At 31.0% G+C, this 22,239-nt stretch carries 35 protein-coding genes; 24 read left to right on the forward strand and 11 right to left on the reverse strand.

Annotated elements, in window-relative coordinates; all coding sequences use genetic code 11:
* Positions 1-5: 5 nt before the first annotated feature.
* From Q0J35_RS07100 to rplQ, 9 genes are all read left to right on the forward strand, one after another.
* A complete protein-coding gene (locus tag Q0J35_RS07100; protein ID WP_297194562.1) occupies positions 6-575 on the forward strand; it encodes a type II secretion system protein in 570 nt (189 codons plus the stop codon).
* An 81-nt stretch (positions 576-656) separates the two neighbouring features.
* Entirely contained in the window at positions 657-1,283 is a 627-nt protein-coding gene (locus Q0J35_RS07105) for an outer membrane beta-barrel protein (protein ID WP_297194564.1), read from the forward strand.
* A gap of 129 nt (positions 1,284-1,412) precedes the next feature.
* On the forward strand, positions 1,413-1,631 hold the full coding sequence (gene infA / locus Q0J35_RS07110; RefSeq protein WP_134237774.1) for a translation initiation factor IF-1: 219 nt from the start codon (positions 1,413-1,415) through the stop codon (positions 1,629-1,631).
* 146 nt (positions 1,632-1,777) lie between these two features.
* The gene (gene rpmJ, locus Q0J35_RS07115; protein WP_002781429.1) at positions 1,778-1,891 is read left to right on the forward strand and encodes a 50S ribosomal protein L36; all 114 of its coding nucleotides are present in this window, start codon (positions 1,778-1,780) and stop codon (positions 1,889-1,891) included.
* 3 nt (positions 1,892-1,894) lie between these two features.
* Entirely contained in the window at positions 1,895-2,260 is a 366-nt protein-coding gene (gene rpsM / locus Q0J35_RS07120; RefSeq protein WP_297194890.1) for a 30S ribosomal protein S13, read from the forward strand.
* Positions 2,261-2,269: 9 nt separating this feature from the next.
* Positions 2,270-2,662, forward strand: a complete 393-nt coding sequence (rpsK, locus tag Q0J35_RS07125) for a 30S ribosomal protein S11 (protein ID WP_297194893.1) — start codon at positions 2,270-2,272, stop codon at positions 2,660-2,662.
* An 11-nt stretch (positions 2,663-2,673) separates the two neighbouring features.
* Positions 2,674-3,300 carry a 30S ribosomal protein S4 gene (gene rpsD / locus Q0J35_RS07130; protein ID WP_297194895.1) on the forward strand — a complete coding sequence of 209 codons (627 nt, stop codon included), beginning with the start codon at positions 2,674-2,676 and terminating at the stop codon, positions 3,298-3,300.
* A 13-nt stretch (positions 3,301-3,313) separates the two neighbouring features.
* Positions 3,314-4,327: a DNA-directed RNA polymerase subunit alpha gene (locus tag Q0J35_RS07135; protein ID WP_297194898.1), complete on the forward strand. Its 1,014-nt coding sequence runs from the start codon at positions 3,314-3,316 to the stop codon at positions 4,325-4,327.
* 5 nt (positions 4,328-4,332) lie between these two features.
* Complete coding sequence (gene rplQ / locus Q0J35_RS07140; protein ID WP_297194902.1) at positions 4,333-4,686, forward strand: 50S ribosomal protein L17; 354 nt, start codon at positions 4,333-4,335, stop codon at positions 4,684-4,686.
* A 55-nt stretch (positions 4,687-4,741) separates the two neighbouring features.
* Here rplQ and Q0J35_RS07145 read toward each other — a convergent pair whose 3' ends face one another.
* The 3 genes from Q0J35_RS07145 to exbB are packed head-to-tail and all read right to left on the reverse strand — an operon-like array spanning position 4,742 to position 6,185.
* A complete protein-coding gene (locus Q0J35_RS07145; RefSeq protein ID WP_297194904.1) occupies positions 4,742-5,383 on the reverse strand; it encodes an energy transducer TonB in 642 nt (213 codons plus the stop codon).
* Positions 5,380-5,772: a TonB system transport protein ExbD gene (gene exbD, locus Q0J35_RS07150; RefSeq protein ID WP_297194906.1), complete on the reverse strand. Its 393-nt coding sequence runs from the start codon at positions 5,770-5,772 to the stop codon at positions 5,380-5,382. Before exbD ends, Q0J35_RS07145 begins: the two co-directional genes overlap by 4 nt.
* Positions 5,769-6,185 carry a TonB-system energizer ExbB gene (gene exbB / locus Q0J35_RS07155; protein ID WP_297194908.1) on the reverse strand — a complete coding sequence of 139 codons (417 nt, stop codon included), beginning with the start codon at positions 6,183-6,185 and terminating at the stop codon, positions 5,769-5,771. The genes exbD and exbB overlap by 4 nt, the downstream gene beginning before the upstream one ends.
* 138 nt (positions 6,186-6,323) lie before the next feature.
* Here exbB and Q0J35_RS07160 point away from each other — a divergent pair, with 138 nt between their 5' ends.
* The 8 genes from Q0J35_RS07160 to Q0J35_RS07195 all read left to right on the forward strand — a co-directional run bounded on the left by Q0J35_RS07160 (position 6,324) and on the right by Q0J35_RS07195 (position 10,485).
* Positions 6,324-7,073, forward strand: a complete 750-nt coding sequence (locus tag Q0J35_RS07160; protein ID WP_297194911.1) for a 7-carboxy-7-deazaguanine synthase QueE — start codon at positions 6,324-6,326, stop codon at positions 7,071-7,073.
* Positions 7,070-7,651, forward strand: coding sequence for a 6-carboxytetrahydropterin synthase (locus tag Q0J35_RS07165; RefSeq protein WP_297194913.1), 582 nt, complete (start codon positions 7,070-7,072; stop codon positions 7,649-7,651). The genes Q0J35_RS07160 and Q0J35_RS07165 overlap by 4 nt, the downstream gene beginning before the upstream one ends.
* Positions 7,651-7,821, forward strand: coding sequence for a cytochrome C (locus Q0J35_RS07170; RefSeq protein WP_297194915.1), 171 nt, complete (start codon positions 7,651-7,653; stop codon positions 7,819-7,821). Before Q0J35_RS07165 ends, Q0J35_RS07170 begins: the two co-directional genes overlap by 1 nt.
* The gene (locus tag Q0J35_RS07175) at positions 7,818-8,237 is read left to right on the forward strand and encodes a hypothetical protein (RefSeq protein ID WP_297194917.1); all 420 of its coding nucleotides are present in this window, start codon (positions 7,818-7,820) and stop codon (positions 8,235-8,237) included. Before Q0J35_RS07170 ends, Q0J35_RS07175 begins: the two co-directional genes overlap by 4 nt.
* Positions 8,221-8,883 carry a 16S rRNA (uracil(1498)-N(3))-methyltransferase gene (locus tag Q0J35_RS07180; RefSeq protein WP_297194920.1) on the forward strand — a complete coding sequence of 221 codons (663 nt, stop codon included), beginning with the start codon at positions 8,221-8,223 and terminating at the stop codon, positions 8,881-8,883. The genes Q0J35_RS07175 and Q0J35_RS07180 overlap by 17 nt, the downstream gene beginning before the upstream one ends.
* 29 nt (positions 8,884-8,912) lie before the next feature.
* Positions 8,913-9,206: a hypothetical protein gene (locus tag Q0J35_RS07185; RefSeq protein WP_297194922.1), complete on the forward strand. Its 294-nt coding sequence runs from the start codon at positions 8,913-8,915 to the stop codon at positions 9,204-9,206.
* Between the two features lie 70 nt (positions 9,207-9,276).
* Positions 9,277-9,477, forward strand: a complete 201-nt coding sequence (gene rpmE, locus Q0J35_RS07190; protein WP_297194305.1) for a 50S ribosomal protein L31 — start codon at positions 9,277-9,279, stop codon at positions 9,475-9,477.
* Positions 9,478-9,504: 27 nt separating this feature from the next.
* Positions 9,505-10,485, forward strand: a complete 981-nt coding sequence (locus Q0J35_RS07195; protein WP_297194924.1) for an argininosuccinate synthase domain-containing protein — start codon at positions 9,505-9,507, stop codon at positions 10,483-10,485.
* A 31-nt stretch (positions 10,486-10,516) separates the two neighbouring features.
* Here the strand turns inward: Q0J35_RS07195 and Q0J35_RS07200 are convergent, their stop codons facing one another.
* From Q0J35_RS07200 to Q0J35_RS07220, 5 genes are all read right to left on the reverse strand, one after another.
* On the reverse strand, positions 10,517-11,011 hold the full coding sequence (locus tag Q0J35_RS07200; RefSeq protein WP_297194926.1) for an NAD(P)H-dependent oxidoreductase: 495 nt from the start codon (positions 11,009-11,011) through the stop codon (positions 10,517-10,519).
* A 29-nt stretch (positions 11,012-11,040) separates the two neighbouring features.
* The gene (locus tag Q0J35_RS07205; protein WP_297194928.1) at positions 11,041-11,388 is read right to left on the reverse strand and encodes a hypothetical protein; all 348 of its coding nucleotides are present in this window, start codon (positions 11,386-11,388) and stop codon (positions 11,041-11,043) included.
* On the reverse strand, positions 11,375-12,958 hold the full coding sequence (locus Q0J35_RS07210) for an ABC-F family ATP-binding cassette domain-containing protein (protein ID WP_297194930.1): 1,584 nt from the start codon (positions 12,956-12,958) through the stop codon (positions 11,375-11,377). Before Q0J35_RS07210 ends, Q0J35_RS07205 begins: the two co-directional genes overlap by 14 nt.
* Positions 12,959-13,113: 155 nt before the next feature.
* Positions 13,114-13,266, reverse strand: coding sequence for a hypothetical protein (locus tag Q0J35_RS07215; protein WP_297194932.1), 153 nt, complete (start codon positions 13,264-13,266; stop codon positions 13,114-13,116).
* Between the two features lie 125 nt (positions 13,267-13,391).
* Positions 13,392-14,033: a hypothetical protein gene (locus tag Q0J35_RS07220; RefSeq protein WP_297194934.1), complete on the reverse strand. Its 642-nt coding sequence runs from the start codon at positions 14,031-14,033 to the stop codon at positions 13,392-13,394.
* Between the two features lie 92 nt (positions 14,034-14,125).
* On the opposite strand from Q0J35_RS07220, the gene Q0J35_RS07225 reads away from it, so the two are divergent.
* On the forward strand, positions 14,126-15,055 hold the full coding sequence (locus Q0J35_RS07225) for a hypothetical protein (protein WP_297194936.1): 930 nt from the start codon (positions 14,126-14,128) through the stop codon (positions 15,053-15,055).
* Here Q0J35_RS07225 and Q0J35_RS07230 read toward each other — a convergent pair.
* The gene (locus tag Q0J35_RS07230) at positions 15,048-15,617 is read right to left on the reverse strand and encodes a YceI family protein (RefSeq protein WP_297194938.1); all 570 of its coding nucleotides are present in this window, start codon (positions 15,615-15,617) and stop codon (positions 15,048-15,050) included. The two genes, Q0J35_RS07225 and Q0J35_RS07230, sit on opposite strands and share 8 nt — an antisense overlap.
* An 80-nt stretch (positions 15,618-15,697) precedes the next feature.
* On the reverse strand, positions 15,698-16,069 hold the full coding sequence (locus Q0J35_RS07235; RefSeq protein WP_297194960.1) for an HIT family protein: 372 nt from the start codon (positions 16,067-16,069) through the stop codon (positions 15,698-15,700).
* An 82-nt stretch (positions 16,070-16,151) separates the two neighbouring features.
* Between Q0J35_RS07235 and Q0J35_RS07240 the strand changes: the two genes are divergently transcribed.
* Together Q0J35_RS07240 and map are read left to right on the forward strand one after the other, a co-directional pair.
* Positions 16,152-16,784, forward strand: coding sequence for a putative metalloprotease CJM1_0395 family protein (locus Q0J35_RS07240; RefSeq protein WP_297194940.1), 633 nt, complete (start codon positions 16,152-16,154; stop codon positions 16,782-16,784).
* A 20-nt stretch (positions 16,785-16,804) separates the two neighbouring features.
* Positions 16,805-17,572, forward strand: a complete 768-nt coding sequence (gene map / locus Q0J35_RS07245) for a type I methionyl aminopeptidase (RefSeq protein WP_297194944.1) — start codon at positions 16,805-16,807, stop codon at positions 17,570-17,572.
* Here map and radA read toward each other — a convergent pair.
* Positions 17,558-18,892, reverse strand: coding sequence for a DNA repair protein RadA (radA, locus tag Q0J35_RS07250; RefSeq protein ID WP_297194947.1), 1,335 nt, complete (start codon positions 18,890-18,892; stop codon positions 17,558-17,560). The genes map and radA overlap by 15 nt on opposite strands.
* Before the next feature lie 162 nt (positions 18,893-19,054).
* Between radA and Q0J35_RS07255 the strand changes: the two genes are divergently transcribed.
* From Q0J35_RS07255 to Q0J35_RS07270, 4 genes are read left to right on the forward strand one after another with little or no spacing between them, the layout of a single operon-like run.
* Positions 19,055-19,867 carry a carbon-nitrogen hydrolase family protein gene (locus tag Q0J35_RS07255; RefSeq protein ID WP_297194950.1) on the forward strand — a complete coding sequence of 271 codons (813 nt, stop codon included), beginning with the start codon at positions 19,055-19,057 and terminating at the stop codon, positions 19,865-19,867.
* A gap of 10 nt (positions 19,868-19,877) precedes the next feature.
* Complete coding sequence (locus Q0J35_RS07260) at positions 19,878-20,759, forward strand: polysaccharide deacetylase (RefSeq protein ID WP_297194952.1); 882 nt, start codon at positions 19,878-19,880, stop codon at positions 20,757-20,759.
* Positions 20,760-21,095 carry a hypothetical protein gene (locus Q0J35_RS07265; protein ID WP_297194956.1) on the forward strand — a complete coding sequence of 112 codons (336 nt, stop codon included), beginning with the start codon at positions 20,760-20,762 and terminating at the stop codon, positions 21,093-21,095.
* A complete protein-coding gene (locus Q0J35_RS07270; protein WP_297194958.1) occupies positions 21,088-22,044 on the forward strand; it encodes a GTP-binding protein in 957 nt (318 codons plus the stop codon). Before Q0J35_RS07265 ends, Q0J35_RS07270 begins: the two co-directional genes overlap by 8 nt.
* Positions 22,045-22,239 lie beyond the last annotated feature (195 nt).

Below are 22,239 nucleotides of genomic sequence, written 5' to 3' on the forward strand. Positions count from 1 at the left end.
ATACTATGAGAAAGGCTTTTACTGTCTTAGAGCTTATATTTGTTATTGTTATTTTGGGTATTTTAGCTGCCATAGCTTTGCCAAAATTTAGTTCAAGTAAAGATGAAGCCGAGATTAGTAAGGCACTTAGCAATCTTAAAACTATGATATCTGATTTTAGCACTTATGCCCTTAAAAACGATAGCTTAAGCAGCACGTCTTTGATGAGTTCTGTAAATGCTATAGATAACGAGGATTTAAGCTACTTAAATGGGGTAAAAGAGATAAATTTCAAGGTATCAAATGATGAGCAATGTTTAAAAATAATCTTTGTAAATGAAAGCTCTATTTTAGCTTTTGGCATAGCTAGCAATGACACAGTTAAGCAACACATTCAAAACATCATTTCCCTGCAAAACCAGCTTTCATCAAATAAAAGCGATAGCGCCTTAAGAAATCAGCTACTTTCAGCCCAAAATTCCTTAATAAATGCTGATTTTACAAGCACTTCTAATAATAAAGCCTGTGTAGCTTTGAGCAAGGAAGAAAATTTTAAAAACCTAGCAAGTAAAATTTACATACTACTTGGAAACTAGCCTATTTTTTAAGGTAATATTAAGCAAAATTTAAGGGGGGGGGGCTATTATTTTAAGCATATTTTTAAAAAAAGGATTTTTATGCTTAAAAAGATTTTTCTTTCATTTTTACTAAGCTTGTTTTCTTCTTCTTTGCTAAATGCTGAAGAAATTGATAGGAGCGGTTTTTTAATAGGTGTGTTTGCTGGAACAAACAGCTTAGAATCTGCTAGTTTGGCTGATGTTTTGCCTGGTGTTGTTTTGCCTGATTATGTAAAATCAAATTTTATTCCTGTTGGTTTAAGACTTGGTTATCAACTTGCAAGTGGCGATTCTATATTTGGCTCTAGGATATATGCTGATTATTCGTATGCTACTTCTGAAGATGAAAGTAAAATTTATAAAAACACGCAAAGCTTGTTATCTTTTAATTTAGACATTTTAGCTGATTTTAATATACCAAATACTCAAAGTTTTATCGGTGTATTTGCAGGAATAAATTATGGAATTTACAGTGTAGATTCAAAACAAGCATTATCCACACAAAAAGTTGATATAAAGGGCTTTGGATATAATGCAGGCTTGGCTTTAACCTTTTCTAGCAATCATAGACTAGAGTTATTTTACAAGTCTTTGCCAAAAACAGAATATGAATTTTTATCAAATGGTATATATTCCTCATACAAAATGACTGGCATCACAGGACTTGCTTATCAGTATAATTTTTAAATCTTAATACAGATTCTAGCTTCTTTAAAAAGTCTTAGAATCTATACTTACAAAAAACTTAATTTAATCAAAATAAAAGCAAAAATTTGCTAAAATCCACTCTTTAATTTTACAGAAAGGAGAGTATGCTTGGCAAAAGATGATGTTATAGAGATAGACGGCACGGTTGTAGAAGCTTTACCAAATGCTACTTTTAAGGTTGAGCTTGATAACAAGCACGTTATATTGTGCCATATAGCTGGCAAGATGCGTATGCATTACATTAGGATAATGCCCGGAGATAAGGTAAAAGTAGAGCTTACGCCTTATAGCTTAGATAAGGGCAGGATTACTTTTAGGTATAAATAAGCTTTATTTAGATATAATCAAACTTTTGCAATAAAACTGTTAAAAGAAACATTTTTAAAATTTAACACTTGTTTTAAAAATGTTTGCTATTAAAGAGCTATGTTGCAAAATTTAAAAGTGGAATTTTAAATTTTCAAGGAGAGGGTATGAAAGTTAGACCATCTGTAAAAAAGATGTGCGACAAGTGCAAAGTGGTGCGTCGTAAAGGCGTGGTTCGTATAATATGTGAAAATCCAAAACACAAGCAAAGACAAGGATAATATATGGCTCGTATAGCTGGAGTTGATTTACCAAAAAAGAAAAGGATAGAGTATGGTCTTACCTATATATATGGTATAGGTTTGTATAGCTCAAGGAAGATTCTTGATAAAACCGGAATTTCTTATGATAAAAGAGTGGCTGATTTGAGTGAAGATGAGGCTGCTGCTATAAGAAAAGAAATACAAGAGAGCTATATGGTTGAAGGGGACCTTAGAAAGCAAGTTGCTATGGATATAAAAGCCCTTATGGATCTTGGTTCTTATAGGGGTTTAAGACATAGAAAAGGTTTGCCTGTGCGAGGACAAAAGACTAAGACAAATGCTAGAACACGCAAGGGCAAAAGAAAAACAGTTGGTGCTAAATCATAAGGATAATAAATGGCAAAAAGAAAAGTTGTAAAGAAAAAAGTAGCAAAGAAAAATATAGCAAAAGGCATAGTTTATATAAACGCTACTTTTAATAATACTATGGTTACAGTTACAGATGAAATGGGAAATGTTATAGCTTGGTCTTCAGCTGGTGGTTTAGGTTTTAAGGGTTCTAAGAAATCAACTCCTTATGCCGCACAACAAGCTGTAGAAGATGCTTTAGCTAAGGCTAAAGAGCACGGTATAAAAGAGCTTGGCATAAAGGTTCAAGGTCCAGGAGGCGGTAGAGAAACCGCCGTTAAGAGTGTTGGTGCAGTAGAGGGTATAAAAGTTAGTTTTTTAAAAGATATAACACCATTAGCTCACAATGGTTGCAGACCACCTAAACGTCGTCGTGTTTAAAAGGAGATAGAATGTCAAGATATAGAGGAGCTGTAGAAAAACTTGAAAGACGATTCGGCGTAAGTCTAGCTCTTAAAGGGGAAAGAAGATTAGCCGGTAAAAGTGCTTTAGATAAGAGACCTTATGCACCAGGACAGCACGGTGCCAAAAGAGGCAAGATAAGCGAATATGGACTTCAATTAAGAGAAAAACAAAAAGCTAAATTTATGTATGGTGTTAGTGAAAAGCAGTTTAGAAGGCTTTTTGCTGAAGCAGCCAGAAGAGATGGAAATACTGGGGTTTTACTTATACAGCTTTTAGAACAAAGGCTTGATAATGTAGTATATAGAATGAGTTTTGCTACTACTCGCCGTTTTGCAAGACAGCTTGTAACTCACGGTCATATATTAGTAGATGGTAAAAGAGTTAATATACCTAGCTATAGAGTTGAAGCAGGGCAAAAGATAGAGATAGTAGAAAAAAGCAAGAATAATCCTCAAATTTCAAGAGCGATAGAATTAAGCTCACAAACAGGTATAGTTGCTTGGGTAGATGTGGAAAAAGACAAGAGATTTGGAATTTTTACTAGATACCCGCAAAGAGATGAAGTGATAATTCCTGTTGAGGAGAGATTTATAGTAGAGCTATACTCTAAATAATTGGGAGCTAATCATGAAAACTATAACTACATCAGCTTATACGCCAAATAAATTTAATATAGAGGAAGTAAGCCAAACCACTGCAAAGATAAGTGCTTGGCCCTTCGAGATAGGTTACGGTATAACATTAGCTCATCCTCTTAGAAGATTGCTTTATACTAGCACAGTCGGTTTTGCACCTACTGCACTTCACATAGATGGGGTTAGCCATGAATTTGACAGTATGCGTGGTATGCTCGAAGACGTTGCACTTTTTATAATAAATTTGAAAAAACTGCGCTTAAAACTTAAAAATGATTCTAACAAAGAAGTGATAGATTTTCATTTTAAAGGACCAAAAGAAATTCACGGTAAAGATTTAAATAATGACTTGTTAGAAGTTGTGAATGAGGATAGCTATTTAGCTACAATCAATGAAGATGTGGATTTAAAATTTTCCATTATAGTCGAAAAAGGTATAGGTTATGTCCCTAGTGAGGATATAAGAGAGATGATACCAGATACTAAATATATAGCTTTAGACGCTTTTTTTACACCTGTTAGAGAAGCAGTGTATGATATAGAAAAGGTGCTTTTTGGTGATAATCCAGATTATGAGAAAGTTGTTTTTACCATAACAACAGATGGGCAAATTTCTCCTTCTAAGGCTTTTGAAAACGCTTTAGAAGCTATGTATAAGCAACTTTCTGTTTTTGATAAAATTACAAATATAGGCACTATTGTAAAAAATCAAAACACTTCTAATGAGATAGAAAATATGAAGTTGCTTCAAAATATCACAGATTTAAATTTAAGTGCCAGGTCTTTTAATTGTCTTGAAAAAGCTGGTATTACTTATATAGGTGAGCTTGCTTTGATGAGCTTAAATGAACTTGCTGCTCTTAAGAATTTAGGCAAAAAATCTTTAGACGAGATAAAAAATATAATGGAGAGTATAGGACTTCCAGTTGGCACTTCAAAATTAAGTGATAATAAAGAAGCTTTAAGAAAAAAAATAGCTGAACTTAAAGCACAAAATGAAGGGTAAGAGATATGAGACATAGACACGGATATAGAAAATTAGGCAGAACATCTTCTCACCGTGCTGCCTTACTTAAAAATTTGAGCATAGCTTTAATACAAAATGGTAAAATAGAAACTACCTTGCAAAAAGCTAAAGAATTGCGTTCTTATATAGAAAAGTTAGTTACTAGAGCCAGAATAGGTGATTTTAACGCACATAGAATTGTTTTTGCCGCCTTACAAGATAAGTCTAGCACAAACAAATTGGTTAGCGAAGTAGCCCCTAAATTTAAAGATAGAAAAGGTGGATATACTAGGATAATAAAAACTAGGCTAAGACGTGGCGATGCTGCTGAAATGGCTTTTATAGAATTTGTAGATTGATAAAATGCCCTTGTTTAGGGCATTTATATTATTGATAATTTTGATATTCTTTTTTTTAACTTAAATTGTATCTTAAATTATGTGTAACTTTTACATTTTTTTCATAGCTTGGAAAGTTTCTAGAAGCTCTTTTTATAGCTTTTATTGCATTATCATCTAAGATTCTATGTCCGGAGCTTTGCACAATTCTGACAAAACCTAGTCTAGAGCCGTCCAGCCAAGCAAATTCAACAGACACAACCCCTGTGAGTCTCATTTGTCTAGCTTGTCTAGGATAAGTATCTATAGTAGCTTTATCTATAGCTTGTTTTACAGCCTTTAAAAATTCATTATTATCTTTGCCTATCATTAAGGTTTCTATCTGTGGAGCAGAATTTGTAGCTGCTGCAGCTTTAGTTTCTTCTAATTTTTCAGGTTTTTTTATATCTTTTTTTGCTTGTTTTTTATCTATATTTTCTACCTTTTTAGGCTTTTCTTTCTCGGCTTTTCTTTCTTGTTTGTTTTCTTGCTTAGGTTTAGGAGACGGTGGTAATAAGCTTTGATGTTCTTTAACCACAAACTGTCCTATAACTAAATTTAAATTATTATCAGCTTTTACATCTTTTGAAAATGAGTTTTCAAAGAAAGGAAAAAGCAATAAAGGCGTAAATATAAGGCAAGTTAATAAAAATGCTTGTTTTTTGTGTGAAAATTTCATCTGCTTTGCTCCGTAATTATTTGAAAATTCTGATGTTCTTTGTTTTTAAGCAAGTTTATAACTTGCACAAAGCTATCAAATTTAGAATTTTTATCTGTTTTTAACTCTACCAAAGTATCTTTAGAAAGTTTATTTATTTCATATTCTAAGTCTTTTATATCTATTTCTTTATCATTTGCATAAAAAGTATTTTTGGCATCTATTGCTATGATAAGTTTATCTTTATTGTCGTTTGAAATAGATGGTGCGTTATCTGATTTTGGTAAATCAACTTTTATTTGTCCGTGTGCTATAAATGTAGATATGCTTAAAACTATAGCTAAAAGAACTAGCATTATATCTATGAAAGGCACTACATTTAAGCCACTTTCTTTAGGAAGCTTTATCATTTTTCTTTCCATTTTGAGCTAAGCACGGCTACCTTCCTAAGCAAAGCATTGTAAGCCATCAAAGCAGGTATAGCAACCAAAAGACCTAAAGCCGTAGCTTTTAAAGCTAAGGATAGTCCTATAACTATGGATTTTACGTCTATGTTTCCGCTTAAACCCATATCATAAAATACAACCATAATCCCTACCACAGTCCCTAAAAGTCCTATGTAAGGTGCGTTAGAGTATATTATGTATATTGTAGTTAAATTTTCACTAAGTGCGTTATCATAATCTTCACGGTTTTGATAATCGTTAATATTAATTTTTCTAAAAAATAACAATCTTTCTATCACACACCAAATAGCCATAAAAGCCATCAAAGCTAATATACCTATGATAATATAGTCTATATAGGCTTTTAAAAATTCCATCATTCCTTCCTATAAAATTAAAAGTATATTGATAAACATTTTTAAAATTATACAAGTAAAAATATAAATTTAATTTTAAAAAATGATTTTTATTCACAAAATATATATTTTTTATTATAATCATAAAAAGGATTTTTTATGCAGATAGTTGAGTATTTTTTATCCTTACAAGGCGAGGGCAAATTTGCTGGTAGATTGGCTATTTTTATTCGTTTAGCAGGGTGTAATTTTAATTGTTCTGGCTTTAAGGTAGAAAGAGAAAAAAATGGTAAAATTTTAGTAGGTTGTGATACGATAAGGGCTGTTTTTACAAGTGAATTTAAAAATGAATACAAGAAATTAAATAAGGAAGAGCTTTTACAAGAGCTTAAAATACTAAAAAAAAATTTTTCACCTATAGTGGTTATAACAGGTGGAGAGCCTACATTATGGCATAAAAATGATGAATTTATAGGGCTTGTTAAAGAGCTACAAAATTTGGGTTTAGAACTTCATTTTGAAAGTAATGCTAGTATTTTTATAGATTTTGATAAATACAGTTTTTATAAAGATTGTATTTTTGCTCTTAGTGTAAAATTAAGTAATAGTGGGGTTTTAAGACAAGAAAGATTGCAAGAAAATACCATAAAAAATATAGTCAAAAACTCTAAAGAAAGTTTTTATAAATTTGTGCTTGATGAAAAATTCATAAAAAGTGGTTTAGCAAAAAAAGAAATAGACGAGGTTTTGGCTATAGCAGATAATGAAATTTTTTGTATGCCTATGGGAAAAGATGAAAAAGAGCTTGAAAAAAATGCAAGAGAAGTAGCCAAATTTTGTATAGAAAATGGATATAATTACAGCGACAGACTTCATATAAGACTTTGGGGAAATAAAGAGGGTGTATGATAATAAGAAAAATGTTTGAATTTGAACATGCACATATAGTTAGATCTTGCACTTCAAAAAGATGTAAAACCAGCATACACGGGCATTCTTATAAGGCGGAAATTCTGCTTCATAGTAAATATCTTGATAATGCCGGTATGGTTTATGATTTTGGTCTTTTAAAGCAAGAAATAAGGCAGATAATAGATAGTTTTGATCACAGCATAAGTCTTTATAAAAATGATGATGAGAAATATTTAAATGATATGAAAAAACATTCAAAACGATGGGTTTCTTTGCCACTGAATGCTAGTGCTGAAAATTTTTGTAGAATTTTTTTTGTGCTTATTGATACTTTGCTTAAAAAAACCATTATGCAAAATGGAGAAAAAGGGGTTGAGCTTTATAGTGTGATAATCCACGAAACAAGCTCTTCTTACGCACAAGGATTTAAAGATGACGCTTATAGTCAATTTTTACCAAGTATAAGCTTAAATGATATAGAATTTTCAAATGAGATTAAGAGCGAATGGAATGACTTTGCTTTTTTTGATAAATTAAAGGGTGATTTTAGTTTTATAAACAAAAAGGAGCTTTGATGAGGTATATTTTTATATTTTTCTTTTTATATTTTTTTCTAGCTTGTTCTAGTGAAGAGGTAAAAATAAAAAAAATACAAGAAAACAATGAAACGGTCGAGCTAGAAAAAACAGATGAGAAATCAGAGCTTAGCGATACAAATCTTCCTCTACCAGTCGAGGAAAAATGATGAATACTTTTGACCTTGTTTTAGCTTTGCATTTATATTCTACCTATACAAGCATTTTTTTAGTGTTTTTTTATATATTTTTAACTCAAGATAGCTTTACTACAGAATTTAATTTCATAAAACGCATAAGACTTTTTTTACCTATTTACTATATGTTTTTAGCAATAGTATTTTTTACCGGAATTTTAATGCTTGCTTTGCTTAATTTTGAGTTAAATACCTACCGAATTATTATGATAGCATCTTGGATTTTGATACTTGGGTTAAATATTTTTCAGTTTAAATTATTTAAAAAGGCTAGAAGTATGAGAAGGTATAAATCTTACAGAGCTTATAGTTTTTTTATATTGCTTTTTGTTCTGCTTTTGTTTGTTATACCTTTTTTACATAAGTATGGCAATGCAATTTTTATATAGTGCTGATGCTGGTAAAGATGAACTAGAAATACAAAATGAGGGCTTTTTGCACTTAAAATCTAGGAGAGTTAAGCTAAATTCCACAGTTTGTTTAAGAAATTTGCAAGATGACTTCATATACAAATACGAGATAAAAGAAGTTCAAAAGAAAAGCATAAAAGCTTTTTTGTTAGACAAAAGCAAAACACTCACTAAAAAAAGCGGCTTTAGTCTAGCTTTGGCTATGATAGAGCCTAAGATTTTGGAAAAAACACTTCCTTTTTTAAATGAAATGGGTCTTGATAAGCTTATATTAGTTTATACTAAATTTTCACAAAGAAATTTCAAGCTTGATTTAAAACGTTGCGAAAGAATTTTAATATCTTCTTGTGAGCAGTGCGGTAGAACGTATTTAATGCAAATCGAGCTTTTTGAAAATGTTGATTTATTATGTGAAAAATATAATAATATAGTTTTATTAGATTTTGATACTAAGAATTATATAGAAAATGAAAATTTAAAGAATAAAATAATTTTTGTGGGTTGTGAAGGTGGTTTTTCTAAAGAAGAGAGAGAGCTTTTTACTCAAAAGGTTAGTTTTAAAACAAAAAATATATTAAGAGCCCAAAGTGCTGCTATAGCAGTGTGTGCTAAAATTTTGTTATAATGACATTGTAGTTTATTAAAGGAGAGATAATGTTTAGAGTATTTATATGCTTAAGTGCTTTATTTTTATTGGCTTGTTCTAATGATAAAAAAGATGAGCTTTATTACAAAGAAAATTTAGATGAAACAAAAGCTTTACTTCTTAAATGTTATGAAGCAGAGTTAAAACATCATTTGCTTCCTAGACACGAAGCTTTATTGAAAGAAGGCGGGGAAGATTTTTTGCAAGAATGTAGAGAAGCAAGAAGAGCTTTAAGGCTAGAAAGGCATCATAATTTTAGAGAGCGTCCTCAAATGCCCTTAAATAGAACAGAGCCTTTATAAGATTAATTAATTCTAATTTAACCTTTAAAACTGTAAAATCTTGCTTCTATTTTTTAAGTAAGGATTAAAAATGAAAAAAGATATACACCCAGAATTTGTAGAATGCAAAGTAAGTTGTGCTTGTGGAAATACTTTTGTAACAAGATCAAATAAAAGTGAATTAAGAGTTGATATATGTTCTTCTTGTCATCCTTTTTTCACAGGTAGTGAAAAGATAGTAGATTCTGCTGGTAGGGTTGAGAAATTTAAGAAAAAGTATGCGATGCAGTAATTTTTAAATATTATAGGAAGTTGATTTATGAAAGCTTTGGCACTATTTAGCGGAGGTCTTGACAGTATGTTAGCTATCAAGCTTATAAGCGATCAAGGCATAGAAGTAAAGGCTTTGAATATAAACATAGGCTTTGGCTCAAGATCTGATAAAAGTGAATTGATGAAAAAAAGAGCGGCTATGGCGGGTGCCTCTTTTGAAATGATAGATATGCAAAATGAATATTTAAAAAAAGTTCTTTTTAATCCAAAATTTGGATACGGAAAGCATTATAATCCTTGTATAGACTGCCACGCTTTTATGTTTAAAACAGCCCTTTCTATGCTTGAAGATGAGAAAGCTTCTTTCATTATAACAGGTGAGGTTTTAGGACAAAGACCTATGAGTCAAAGAAGCGATGCTTTAGCAAAGGTTAAATCTCTAGCTTTAGATGAAGAGGATTTGATATTGCGTCCTATGTGTGCTAAAAATTTAAAAGAAACAAAACCCGAGAGACTTGCTTGGGTAGATAGAAATAAACTAGAGGGCATAAGCGGAAGAAGTAGAAAAAGACAGCTAGAATTGGCAAAAAAATTCGGTTTTGATGATTTTGAAAGCCCGGGCGGGGGCTGTCTTTTAACTCTTGAAAGTTTTTCTAAAAAAATTAGAGATTTTAAAGAATATGATAATGAAATGCTTGCAAGCGATACCCAGCTTCTAAAATATGGTAGGCATTTGAGGCTGCCAAATGGTGCAAAAATGATAGTGGGTAGAAATGAGCTTGAAAATCAGCTTTTACAATCCTTTAAAAATGATAAGTTTGAGGAAATCAAGCTTTTAAATTTGATTGGTGCTTATTCTTTGCTTAGCAAAGATGTTGGCAAAGATGACTTAGATCTTGCTTTACAGATAGCACTTACATACACAAAGGCTGACAAAGAAAAATACTATGAGCTTGAATTTTTAAACAAAAGATTTATAAGCAAAGCCTTTGAAAATAAAGAAAGTGTCGGCGTTTATTTTGTTTAATAAAGGATAAATAAAGATCTTAGATCTTTATTTATCCTTTTAGATAATTTTTATACTCTTGCAATGGAAGATTTGAAGCATCAGCACTATATATAGCAAATTCATCTATGCAAGTAGCACCCGAGTATTTAAAAGAATAGTATATAGGTCTTAAAAGCTCATTTAAGGTATAGCCGTGATGTCCATCATATGTGTTTTTTGCTCCACCTAAGGTGGTAACTATGCCAAATTTTTTACCTTGTAAAATTTTTGAATAATCTGAATGCATAATCTTAGTTAAAACCACATCTTGCCATTCTTTCATAAGGCTTTGCGTACTAAACCAAAAAAGTGGAAATTGAAATACAATGAAATCAGCTTCCTTAATCAAAGCTATTTCTTTTTCAGCGTCTATTTTTCCGTCTTTATATATTTCGTTTATATTGTGTAATTTTACAAAGTCAAGCTCGGTAGCGGCATTTGCCAAGGCTTTATTTGCTTTAGAATCTTGCCAATAAGTATGTGATAGTATAAGTAAAGTTTTCATAAAAAAATCCTTTAAAAATTAATTAAAATTTATTCGCCTCTTTTAGCGTGATCAACATCAGCATCAGTTTCTGAATTTGGTTCATTTTGTTTTATAAATTCTAGTTTTGCTTTTTCGCATCTTTCATCTCTTAATTTTCTGTAAGCATTTCTGCTTTCTATTTCCTTTTGAGTTAAGGGTCTATCCTCTAAAAATGAAATGTGAAAATAAGTATCATCGCTTTTTGAATGAGATTCATAAAAGTCTATATAGTCAAAATAATCCTTTTCACTTTTATATTCTACAGTTTCTTCTATGTATATAGTAGGTCCAAAACCTCTATGATTTTGTGTGTAGTGCCCAAAACCAGCTGCATAACGGATTTTATAAGTATTCATTGTTTTCTCCTAAAAATTCTTCAAAACTTCCTTGAAAGTCTATCAATTTGCCATCTTTTAAATGCCAAATTCTGTTTGCAAAAGCGGAGATTAATTCTCTATCGTGGCTTATGCAAAGCACAACACCCTTGAAATTATACAAGGCTTCACCCAAAGCGATAATGGCTTCTAGATCAAGATGATTATCAGGCTCATCTAAAAGCAGGAAATTTGGCTTTTCAAGCATAATCTTAGAGAGCATAAGTCTATGTTTTTCTCCGCCACTTAAACTTGAAGCTAATTTTTCTTGTTCATTACCACCAAAAAGCATTCTACCTAAACATTTCCTAATCTCATCTAAATCCTTAAATTTATCGCTCATAAGCCATTCATAAAGTTTCAAATTTTCACATATTATAGAGCTTGTATCTTGTGGAAAATATCCAAGTTCTATAGTTGCCCCTATATGCACAGAGCCAGTGTCTGGGAGTAGTGAATTAGTAATTATTTTGGCTATAGTGCTTTTTCCTACTCCATTTGCACCTATTAAAGCTATCTTATCATTTTTATTTAGTTTTAAATTTAGATTTTCAAACAGGGTTGTATCATAGCTTTTGCTTATGTTTTTTAGCTCTAAAACTTCATTTCCTATCTCTTTGTTTATCCTAAAAATTATGCTAGGATCTCTCCTGCTTGATATTTTAATCTCTTCTATTTCAAGCTTAGATAGTGCCTTTGCTCTACTTGTGGCTTGTTTTGACTTGGAAGCATTTGCACTAAATCTCCTTATAAAATTTTCAAGCTCTTCTTTTTCCTTTAAGGCTTTATTTCGTTTTAATTCAGCTTGTTTTGCAAGTAAGGTAGAAGCCATATACCAGTCATCGTAATTGCCAGCAAATTCTCTTATTTGTTTAAAATCAACATCTAAAATTCTAGTGCAAACTCTGTTTAAAAAATGTCTATCGTGGCTTATTAAAAGCATAGTTCCTTCGTGTCTTAAAAGTTCATTTTCAAGCCAAGATATGCTTTTTAAATCTAGGTTATTTGTCGGCTCGTCAAGCAAAAGCACATCAGCATTTACAAACAAAAGCCTTGCCAAAAGCACTTTAACCTTATCTGCACTTTGTAAAGAGGACATAGATTCCTCTATATTTTTTATGCCAAGATCACTTAAAAGTTTTTCACATCTTAACTCGCAATCATAATTTGGATCTTCCTCAGCACATATAAGTTCTAACTTGCTTAATCTATCGTTTATCTCGTCTGTAAATTCCTCGCTCATATAAAGCTTTTCTTTTTCTTTTAAGGCTTGATACAGTCTTTTGTTAGCACTTAATAAAGCGTCTTTAATGCTATAATCTTCAAAGGCGAATTGATTTTGCTCTAAAACCGCTAGTTTTAAACCAGCGTCAAGTTCTATTTCACCGCTACTTTCTTCTATTTCTCCTGCTAGAATTTTTAAAAACGTAGATTTTCCAGCACCATTTGCACCTATGAGACCGTATCTCTCACCTCTTTTTAGGGTTAAATTTACATTTTCAAATAATAACTGATTTGCAAAACGCATAGAAAGATTTTTAACTTCTAGCATACTAAACCTTAAATTTTTTAAGCCATTTTAGCAAAAATCTTTTAACTACAAGGCTAAATTTTATTTGTTTAAAGCCTTTGTAAAACAGTGTGTAATGTTTTTCATATCTGTGCCAATTCTTATAGCCTTTCCTATAAAACTATTGTATTCACTTTCTAACCCCCGTCCTTTCCTTTAGATGCTAAATCTAAAAGCCTTAATTCATCATCGCTTAAGCCATCTATTACAAAAGAAAACATACAAAAACAGTATCTTTGCAAAGTCTCATCACTTATCTCACTCTTGTAAGAATCCTTAGCTGAATCCACGCAGGCTGGAAGTTGAGTATCTATAAAAAACCAAGTCCTGATTGATAAGCACTAGCTAAATTTATAAAGACACAAGCTAAAAGAGATTTTTTAAGCAAATTCATCTTTTTCCTTTCAAAATTTATCTAAATAGTAAAATCAATTCTTTTACCGCTAAGCTTTAGCACTTTTTCCAAAAGACTTAGTATATCATTTCCCTTTTGTCTTTCATTTTCTAAAAATTTTAAAAAGAATTTCTTAGCTATATCATCTTCGTAAGTTTTGCTTTTGCTCTCAGCCTCTATGGCTTCAAAACGTTTTCTCTTAGATTCTTGCATTTCTTTATAAAGCTCTTCTCTATTTTTTGCAGCATTTCCTTCAAAAAGATTAGATTCAAAGACGCTTAAGGCTATATAACTTGCCTTAAAATCCTCCATATTTGTAATAGTGCTAAAAAGTATAGCCTGTCTTTTTGCTGTTTTGTCATTTATAATCCCTGCTTCTGGTGCGAAATAAGCCCTAGGACGAAATTCAAACAAAAAATTTATAAAGTTTTCAAATTCCTTGCTATGTTCATCTGAAAGGACATTTTCATACACATAGTCTCTTATACTGCCCTTTGTATTTTCAACCCCTATAAAAAAATTATCGAGTAATTCTAGTTGTTTCTCTTTAATCTCCTCTTTGCTTAAAATGGGTTCTTTGTTCAGCTTGTGATTGATGAGATTAGCAAATTCTACATTAAGTGCGTTAGAAATAGCCCAGTCTGCTGGTAAATAAATTTTCATAAATACTCCTAAAACCTAACTTATTTAAAATCGGCTTTTGTGTTTAAAATTTTAGTGTAAATTTAGAAAAAGCTTAATAATCAAGGTTTTATATGCAAATTTTTATAAATTCTTTACCCACTGTTAGTGTAGTTTTTGAATTTTTAGCTATTTTTCTTGCTTTTTATTTCAAGCAAAGTAGAATACTTTTTTTAGCTCTTTTTTTGCTATTATTTAGATCTCTTTATCTTTTTGCTCCTTTAACAGAGGTAAATTTGCTTATGTCTATGTTTTTGCCTTTTATTTGGTTTTTGCTTTGTATCTTGCCAAGTAAGGATTTGCTTTTTTCAAAACTAAATTTAAGTGCCTTGACATTGTTTGTTGTTATGTTTGTTTTAATGTTGCTTTGTTTAAAAAATGACTATTTGGCTCATACTTTTAAAATGTTTATTTTGGAGCAAAATTTTACTTTTGCAGAATTTTCTTTTGTGCCATTTTTTGCTATTTTTATTTTTTTAGTATTGCTTTCTTTGTTTAAAAGAGAAAATTCGTATCAGGTTTTAAGTTTTGTATTAGCTTACATAGTTTTTTTTACTCAATATTCAAAAGAGCTTTTTTATTTTGAATTTGCTTCTTTGTTTTTTGTTTTTTACATATTTTATAATAATTATAAAAGCTTATTTTTTGATAGCATAAGCTCTTTACCAAATGAAAATTCCTTAAAAAGATTTATAAGGGCTAGGGAAAATTTAAGTTTTGCTCTTTTGAGTTTTGAATTTTTAGACGAGATTCAGGATAGATATTCGAATTTATATATTAGAAAGATTGCTAAAATTTTAAGATATTTAAGCAAGGATTATAAAATTTTTAGCACCAAGATAGGCTTTGTTTTTGTTTTTGAGAAAGAAGAAAATCTTAAAAGCTTAGATGATATAGCACAAAGGCTTAGAAATACACAAATAAAGATAGGAAAAGAAAGATTAGCTCTTCCCATAAATACAAAAATTCTTGATGAGAAAGAGCTAAAAAATATACTTATTTAGCGTCTGCTTCTACATCTATAATGATTTGAACTTCATTGCCTAATGTAGCTTCTTTGCTGCTAGGTGCAAAGTCAAAATCACTTCTTTTTATAGTGCCTCTTAATGAAAAGCCCACTTTTTCTTTGCCTCTAACTTGTGCTACTCCGCCTATTTCTGTATCAAATTTTACTTCTTTTGTTACACCTGCTATGCTTAAATCGCCTATCATAGTCCCACTTTTATCATTTTTCTTTTGGTATTTTTTCATTTTAAAAGTAAGTTCAGGGTGCTTTTTAGCTTTAAAAAAATCATTTTCTTGCAAGTGAGCATCTCTTGATTTATTTTCAGTGTTTATTGAAGCAACTTTTACAGAACCTTCAAAACTGTTGAAAGTAAAAGCTTTAGGGTCAAAATCTATAGCACCGTTATATTCTTTAAAATTTCCATTAACAGTGCTTATCATAAGATGTTTGATTTTAAATCCTACATTTGTATGAGTTTTATCTATCTCATATACTTTGGCATTAGCAGCGACTAATAAAACTGATGCAACTAGAGTTAAAGAAAAAAGTATTTTTTTCATAATTTATTCCTTTTGATAAAATTTATTTTTAGAATTGATTTAACTTAATTACAGTAAATACAAATTTAATATTAATATTTTTAAGAATCTTTTTTTATTTTTAAGTTGAAAAAAGATACAAATTCATCAAAAGATTTGAGATTTAAATCTACAAACTCTCTTTGTTGTTTTCCCCACATGCATTCTGGAAAAAAGGCATCTTGTTTAAAGCGAGCCATTATGTGAAAATGCACTCTAGGAAGATAGTTTGCAAAAGAAGCAATATTTATTTTATCAGGTTTATAAAATTCAAGCAGTAATTTTTCGCATAAAAGAATCATATCAAATAACTCTTTTTGCAAAAAGGTAGGGCAATGGCTAAATTCTTTGTAAGCTTCTTTTGTAAAAATTTTTATCCAAGGAATTTGTGCTTCTTCTTTTTCTAAGTATAAATGTTCATTTTCATAAAAGATCATTTTTACTCCTAAAATTTAAAATTTATAAATATTTTAGCTAAAAAAAGAGATAATTTAAAAAAATATTCAAAGAGTTTTTATGCAAATTCAATCTTTTAGTGCTTATTCTTATGGCTATGGTTCTTTAAATAATGAGCTTTCATATAAAGAAAAAAATGCTGAAGATAAAACCCAAAAAGAAGATGTCAAAAATTCTAGTGAAGTTAAAGATGAAACACAGTTAAGTCCCGCTGAAAAAACGCAGGTAGCTAGATTAAAAAGCATAGATGCTGAGGTAAGAGCACATGAAATGGCACACGTTTCTGCTGGTGGAGGTTTAACAGGAGCTGCTACTTATAGTTACACCAAAGGACCTGATAATAAAATGTATGCTACATCAGGCGAAGTGTCTATATCTATGAAAGAAGGTAGAACCCCAGAAGAGACAATATCTATAGCAAGGCAAATTCAAGCCGCTGCTATGGCTCCAAGCGATCCAAGTCCTCAAGATTATAAAGTAGCTGCAAGTGCTATGCAAATGGAAATTAAAGCTCGTGCTGATATGGTAAAACAACAAGCCGAGGAAAATATGCAAATAAATGAAGAGGTGAATGATAAAAATGAAGCTCTTAGAAAGGATTCTGATGAGCTTAGCGTAGAGGATAAACAAAGGATAGGAAGGGCTTATTCTTACAACAATCCTTTTGATTCGTCCTTTGATTTAGCAGTTTAAAATTTAGGAAATATTTTGTAATGATAGAGATAAAAAGTGCTTTTGATATTGAAAAATTAAGAGAAGCAAATAAAATAGTATCTTTGACTCTAGATTTTTTAGAGGATAATATTATAGCTGGTATGAGTTTAAAGCAAATCAGTGATATGGCTGAAGATTTTATATTAAAACAGGGTGCAAAACCTTCTTTTAAGGGTCTTTACGGCTTTAATGGTGCTATTTGCACCTCTTTAAATTCCGTTTGCATACACGGAACTCCAGATGATACTAAAATAAAAGAAGGCGATATATTAGGGCTTGATGTTGGAACTTTTAAAGATGGTTTTTATGGAGATGCTGCAAGAACTATAGCTATAGGAAAAATTTCAAACACAGATGAAGCTTTAATATCTTGTGCAAAAGATGCGCTTTATTATGCTATCGATATTATAAAGGTTGGTATGCGTTTTAAAGAGCTTTCAAAAGCAATAGAAGAATTTATAACAAAAAGAGGCTTTGTTCCATTGAAAGGTTACTGCGGACACGGTATAGGTAAAAAGCCACACTGTGAGCCTGAAATTCCAAACTACTTGGAGCCGGGAATTAATATTAAAAGTGGTGAAAAAATAAAAAATGGTATGGTTTTTTGTGTAGAGCCTATGATATGCCAAAAAGATGGGACTCCAATCCATCTTAATGGAAACTGGGATGTTGCTAGTGTAGATGGGCTAAACACAGCACATTATGAACATTGCCTAGCTATAGTGAATTCAAAAGCAGAAATTTTATCTAGCTCACATCCACTCTAGCATTTGAGCTAATTCTGTGCTAATAAAGCATTTTATTCCTCCAGCTTCCATAGTTTTGCTTGGCACTACAGCATTTTTAAATTTTTGCATCTTTGCTTCTTTTAAACGTGTATCAAGATTGAATACTTCCCTTATTTCTCCATTTAAACTAAGCTCCCCTATAAAAATAGTTTCTTTGCTTAGTGGTCTATTTTTAAAGCTAGAAATTATAGCAGCAACCACCGCTAAATCAGCAGCAGTTTCATTTATCTTAACTCCTCCGCTTACATTTATGAATACATCAAAATGCCCCAAAGCTATTCCAAGTTTTTTTTCAAGCAGGGCTAAAAGCATATCTAATCTATTTCTATCATAGCCTGTGCTAGATCTTTTTGGGTAAGAACTTTCGCATACTAGAGCTTGAATTTCCACAATCAAAGCTCTAGAACCCTCCATAACTACTGTTAAAGCTGAACCCGAAGTTATTTTGCCCTTGCTAAAAAATTTTGAAGCTATATTTTTTGCACTAACAAGCCCCTTAGAGCTCATTTCAAAAATTCCTACTTCACTAGTGCTACCAAAACGGTTTTTAAAGCCTCTTAGTAGTCTTAATTCCTTATCTATATCTCCTTCAAAATACAGCACTACATCAACCATATGTTCAAGCACTCTAGGTCCTGCTATGGCACCGTCTTTTGTAATGTGCCCTATTATGAAAGTGCTTATATTATTAGCTTTGCTTAATTTCATAAGTTCAAAAGTAAGTTCTCTTACTTGAGAAACGCTACCAGCTGCTGAATTTATCTTTTCTGAATACATTGTTTGAATAGAGTCTATTATCAAAATTTCGTATTTTTGTTTTTGCAATTCTTCTATTACATTTTCTAAGCATAGCTCGGATAGTAAAAATAAATTTTTAGAATTCGCTTCAAGTCTATTTGCTCTTAGTTTTATTTGACTTTTACTCTCTTCTGCACTTACGTATAAAACTTTGTGCGAATTTTTAGCTAAATTTGAAGCTATTTTTAGTAATAAGGTAGATTTTCCAACACCAGGACTTCCACCAATAAGCACCAAAGAGCCTAATACAAGCCCACCTCCTAAAACTAAATTCAACTCATCGTCTAAAGTATCAAGTCTTTGATAGCTTTCAATTTCTACATCTTCTATACATACAGCATTTGATTTGGAATTTATATTTATGTGATTTGCTAGTTTATAATCTTGTTCTTTTATTTCTAAAAAACTATCCCACGCATTACATTCAGGGCATTTTCCTAGCCATTTATTGCTAGTTTTTCCACAGGTTTGACATTCAAAGATATTTTTATTTTTTGCCATTTTTTCCTTTCTTATGAATTATATTAAGTATATAATTTTAAAGTTTATGAACTAAATTTTAGTTTCAAAAATACTCATTTTGTTTAAAATATATTAATTTTTTTTAAAAACAGTGCATAGAGAATTATATTTTTATTATAATGAAAATAAAAAGGTGATTTTATGCATCTTAGTCTTGCCTTAATCCAGTTTTCTCCCAAGTCTTACGACATAAAGCATAATGTAAAAAAAGCCATTTCTTTAGCTAAAAAGGCTGTGAAAAAAGGTGCGGAGCTTATAGTTTTGCCTGAACTTTTTGATAGCGGTTACTGCGTTGAGGATAAGGATAAAGATTTTGCTATAAATTTTGATGAAACTAGCTACACAGTTGATAAATTAAAAGAATTTTGCAAAGAAAATAATGTTTATATAGTAGCCTCATCTATACAAAAAGAAAAAGCAAAGCTTTATGACAGTGCTTATATTGTTTCAAAAGATGGAATTTTATATATTTATAAAAAAACACATCTTTGGGGAAACGAAAAGAAGAGATTTAAAAATGGGGATAGTTTTAATGTTTTTGAGCTTCATTTTAAAGATTTTTCTGTAAAGTTAGGCATTGGAATTTGCTATGAAATAGGCTTTGGTGAGATAGCTAGAGAATTTGCTTTAAAGGGTGCTAAAATTCTTATCTACCCTTCTGCTTTTGGCAAAAAACGACTTTATGCTTGGGATTTAGCAAGCAAAGCCAGAGCACTTGAAAATGGAGCTTTTGTTTTGGCTTGTAATAGAAGTGGCAAAGAGCTTAGCAAATTAAACGGCGAAGTTTTAAGCTTTGCTGGGCATTCTAGAATCATAAATCCTAAAGGAAAAATTCTCAAAGAGATAAAAACTAAAAACGGAATTTGTGTTGCAAATATCGATTTAAACGAAGTTGATTTGCAAAGAGAGACTATACCTTATTTAAAAGATTTAAATTTGAGCTTATTTAATTAAAGGAGATTTTATGGCAAAAGAAATTTTAGTTGCTTATGGCGTAGATATAGATGCGGTTGCTGGTTGGCTTGGTTCTTATGGTGGCGAGGATTCCCCTGATGATATTTCAAGAGGGCTTTTTGCTGGAGAGGTTGGAATTCCTAGACTTTTAAATTTGTTTAAAAAGTATAAACTACCTTCTACTTGGTTTGCACCCGGACATTCTATAGAGACCTTTCCTGAACAAATGAAAATGATAGTAGATGCAGGTTGCGAGATAGGAGCACACGGATATTCACACGAAAATCCTATAGCTATGACAGCTAAACAAGAAGAAGATGTTTTGCTTAAAAATATCGAGCTTATAAAGGATTTAACGGGCAAAAAACCAAGCGGTTATGTAGCACCTTGGTGGGAATTTTCAAATATAACAAATGAGCTTTTGCTAAAGCACGGCATAAAATACGACCACTCTTTAATGCATAACGATTTCACTCCGTATTATGTGAGAGTAGGGGACAAATGGACAAAGATTGATTATAGTTTAGAGGCTAAGGATTGGATGAAGCCTTTGATAAGAGGGCAAGAAACAGATTTGGTAGAGATACCGGCTAATTGGTATTTAGATGATTTGCCACCTATGATGTTTATCAAAAAATCTCCAAATAGTTTCGGCTTTGTCTCTCCTAGAGATATAGGGCAAATGTGGATAGATCAGTTTGATTGGGTTTATGAAAATATGGACTATGCTATCTTTGCTATGACTATACACCCTGATGTAAGTGGTCGTCCTCAAGTTTTGCTTATGCATCAAAGGATAATAGAGCATATCAACAAGCACGAAGGTGTGCGTTGGGTAACCTTAAATGAAATGGCTGATGATTTTCTAAAAAGATGTCCTAGGAAAAAATAAATGTGTGTATTGTGTGGAGAGATGATAAGCTCTTTTCACTGGAGCGATCTTTCTTTTGATGAGCAAGGTGCTAATTTAAGTGCCTTGCAAGAACAAAGAGAAAGAATGAGAGCCAGACTAAAAAGAGTAAAAATTTTAAATGAAATTTTATCCTTTTATAGGCTTAATATCAAAGAATGGCAGGGTTCTAAATTTATTCTTAGTAATATGCTTGGCAAAAGTTTAATAGTGAATGATTTAGGCGATTTGTGGCAAAAAGTGCAAGAGTTAAGTAAAAAAGAAGTAGATATATTAGATAAGAATTTTATAAAATTTATGCAGGATAAAAATGGCTAAGATAGCCATAAATATAATAACTGGTTTTTTAGGCAGTGGAAAAACAACCTTTTTAAGCGAAATTTTACAAAACAACAAAGAAAATACAGCCCTTTTGGTAAATGAATTTGGAGAAAGTGGGCTTGATAATAGCATTTTATCCTCGTTTTTTATAGAGGAAGAAACGATTTTGCTTAATCACGGCTGCATTTGTTGCAACAAAAGGCAAGATTTAATAGACAAACTGAAAGAAATTTTAAATATTTATCACAAAAATTCAAAAAAATTAGATAGAGTCGTTATAGAAACTACAGGTCTTGCTACTATAGAACCCATACTTTTTACTATCTTAAGCGATACTTTTTTGCAAAACCATTTTTTTGTAAATTCTGTTTTTACTTGCGTTGATTCTATAAATGCTATGGCACAGATTAATGAAAACGAGGAGAGTGTTAATCAGATTATTAGCAGTGATGTTTTGATAATAACAAAAGATGATTTAAATAGCAATACTTCAGAGCTCAAAGAAAAATTATTTTCCTTAAATAAATCTGCAAAAATTTATCTAAAATCAGAATTTTGCTTAGATGAGTTTTTTAAACATAGACAGGAGATAAAATTTTATGAAACTAATCTTAAATCTTATAAACATAATGAAAATATACAAAGTTTGTCTATAAGCTTTGAAGGTGAGCTTGAATGGAGTGCGTTTGGTATCTGGCTTTCAATGCTTTTGTATAAATATGGAGATAAAATTTTAAGAGTAAAAGGGCTTTTAAATGCTCACAAAGATTATTTTATCAGCGTCAATGGAGTTAGACACATAGTTTATCCGCCGGTGCATATAAAAAAGACAAAAAACAGTTCTGCTTCAACTCTAGTTTTTATAAGCAAGTCTTTTGATTTAAATAAGGTGATTTTGTCCTTACAAGCTTTTTCTCATCTTTTAAAAATAAAAATAAAGCCTTAGTTTATTCAAAACGTGCGATATTTTTATCATTAAGTCATTTATAACTTCATCAAAGATTAACCCTTCCCAACTTCCCTCTCTACCCTAATTTATACTTTAAACTTTTTTAAAAACTTTTTTTATCCTACGCACATCTTTCATAAATCTTATATATTTCAATGCCCCCCCCCCGTTTCATATTTTCTATCAAAGCTT

The sequence above is a fragment of the uncultured Campylobacter sp. genome, assembly GCF_944323605.1.
GTDB lineage: Bacteria > Campylobacterota > Campylobacteria > Campylobacterales > Campylobacteraceae > Campylobacter_D.

Excerpts from the sequence above, each read along its gene's own strand:
- Q0J35_RS07145 (WP_297194904.1), bottom strand. The coding sequence starts at position 5,383 with ATGAAATTTTCACACAAAAAACAAGCATTTTTATTAACTTGCCTTATA.
- Q0J35_RS07100 (WP_297194562.1), top strand. The coding sequence starts at position 6 with ATGAGAAAGGCTTTTACTGTCTTAGAGCTTATATTTGTTATTGTTATT.
- rpsM (WP_297194890.1), top strand. The coding sequence starts at position 1,895 with ATGGCTCGTATAGCTGGAGTTGATTTACCAAAAAAGAAAAGGATAGAG.
- rplQ (WP_297194902.1), top strand. The coding sequence starts at position 4,333 with ATGAGACATAGACACGGATATAGAAAATTAGGCAGAACATCTTCTCAC.
- Q0J35_RS07180 (WP_297194920.1), top strand. The coding sequence starts at position 8,221 with ATGCAATTTTTATATAGTGCTGATGCTGGTAAAGATGAACTAGAAATA.
- exbD (WP_297194906.1), bottom strand. The coding sequence starts at position 5,772 with ATGATAAAGCTTCCTAAAGAAAGTGGCTTAAATGTAGTGCCTTTCATA.
- Q0J35_RS07135 (WP_297194898.1), top strand. The coding sequence starts at position 3,314 with ATGAAAACTATAACTACATCAGCTTATACGCCAAATAAATTTAATATA.
- rpsK (WP_297194893.1), top strand. The coding sequence starts at position 2,270 with ATGGCAAAAAGAAAAGTTGTAAAGAAAAAAGTAGCAAAGAAAAATATA.
- Q0J35_RS07200 (WP_297194926.1), bottom strand. The coding sequence starts at position 11,011 with ATGAAAACTTTACTTATACTATCACATACTTATTGGCAAGATTCTAAA.
- Q0J35_RS07105 (WP_297194564.1), top strand. The coding sequence starts at position 657 with ATGCTTAAAAAGATTTTTCTTTCATTTTTACTAAGCTTGTTTTCTTCT.
- Q0J35_RS07270 (WP_297194958.1), top strand. The coding sequence starts at position 21,088 with ATGGCTAAGATAGCCATAAATATAATAACTGGTTTTTTAGGCAGTGGA.
- Q0J35_RS07210 (WP_297194930.1), bottom strand. The coding sequence starts at position 12,958 with ATGCTAGAAGTTAAAAATCTTTCTATGCGTTTTGCAAATCAGTTATTA.
- Q0J35_RS07230 (WP_297194938.1), bottom strand. The coding sequence starts at position 15,617 with ATGAAAAAAATACTTTTTTCTTTAACTCTAGTTGCATCAGTTTTATTA.
- Q0J35_RS07240 (WP_297194940.1), top strand. The coding sequence starts at position 16,152 with ATGCAAATTCAATCTTTTAGTGCTTATTCTTATGGCTATGGTTCTTTA.
- Q0J35_RS07220 (WP_297194934.1), bottom strand. The coding sequence starts at position 14,033 with ATGAAAATTTATTTACCAGCAGACTGGGCTATTTCTAACGCACTTAAT.
- Q0J35_RS07225 (WP_297194936.1), top strand. The coding sequence starts at position 14,126 with ATGCAAATTTTTATAAATTCTTTACCCACTGTTAGTGTAGTTTTTGAA.
- Q0J35_RS07260 (WP_297194952.1), top strand. The coding sequence starts at position 19,878 with ATGGCAAAAGAAATTTTAGTTGCTTATGGCGTAGATATAGATGCGGTT.
- map (WP_297194944.1), top strand. The coding sequence starts at position 16,805 with ATGATAGAGATAAAAAGTGCTTTTGATATTGAAAAATTAAGAGAAGCA.
- exbB (WP_297194908.1), bottom strand. The coding sequence starts at position 6,185 with ATGGAATTTTTAAAAGCCTATATAGACTATATTATCATAGGTATATTA.
- Q0J35_RS07170 (WP_297194915.1), top strand. The coding sequence starts at position 7,651 with ATGAGGTATATTTTTATATTTTTCTTTTTATATTTTTTTCTAGCTTGT.
- Q0J35_RS07160 (WP_297194911.1), top strand. The coding sequence starts at position 6,324 with ATGCAGATAGTTGAGTATTTTTTATCCTTACAAGGCGAGGGCAAATTT.
- Q0J35_RS07265 (WP_297194956.1), top strand. The coding sequence starts at position 20,760 with ATGTGTGTATTGTGTGGAGAGATGATAAGCTCTTTTCACTGGAGCGAT.
- rpmE (WP_297194305.1), top strand. The coding sequence starts at position 9,277 with ATGAAAAAAGATATACACCCAGAATTTGTAGAATGCAAAGTAAGTTGT.
- Q0J35_RS07255 (WP_297194950.1), top strand. The coding sequence starts at position 19,055 with ATGCATCTTAGTCTTGCCTTAATCCAGTTTTCTCCCAAGTCTTACGAC.
- Q0J35_RS07185 (WP_297194922.1), top strand. The coding sequence starts at position 8,913 with ATGTTTAGAGTATTTATATGCTTAAGTGCTTTATTTTTATTGGCTTGT.
- rpmJ (WP_002781429.1), top strand. The coding sequence starts at position 1,778 with ATGAAAGTTAGACCATCTGTAAAAAAGATGTGCGACAAGTGCAAAGTG.
- Q0J35_RS07205 (WP_297194928.1), bottom strand. The coding sequence starts at position 11,388 with ATGAATACTTATAAAATCCGTTATGCAGCTGGTTTTGGGCACTACACA.
- Q0J35_RS07165 (WP_297194913.1), top strand. The coding sequence starts at position 7,070 with ATGATAATAAGAAAAATGTTTGAATTTGAACATGCACATATAGTTAGA.
- radA (WP_297194947.1), bottom strand. The coding sequence starts at position 18,892 with ATGGCAAAAAATAAAAATATCTTTGAATGTCAAACCTGTGGAAAAACT.
- Q0J35_RS07195 (WP_297194924.1), top strand. The coding sequence starts at position 9,505 with ATGAAAGCTTTGGCACTATTTAGCGGAGGTCTTGACAGTATGTTAGCT.
- rpsD (WP_297194895.1), top strand. The coding sequence starts at position 2,674 with ATGTCAAGATATAGAGGAGCTGTAGAAAAACTTGAAAGACGATTCGGC.
- Q0J35_RS07175 (WP_297194917.1), top strand. The coding sequence starts at position 7,818 with ATGATGAATACTTTTGACCTTGTTTTAGCTTTGCATTTATATTCTACC.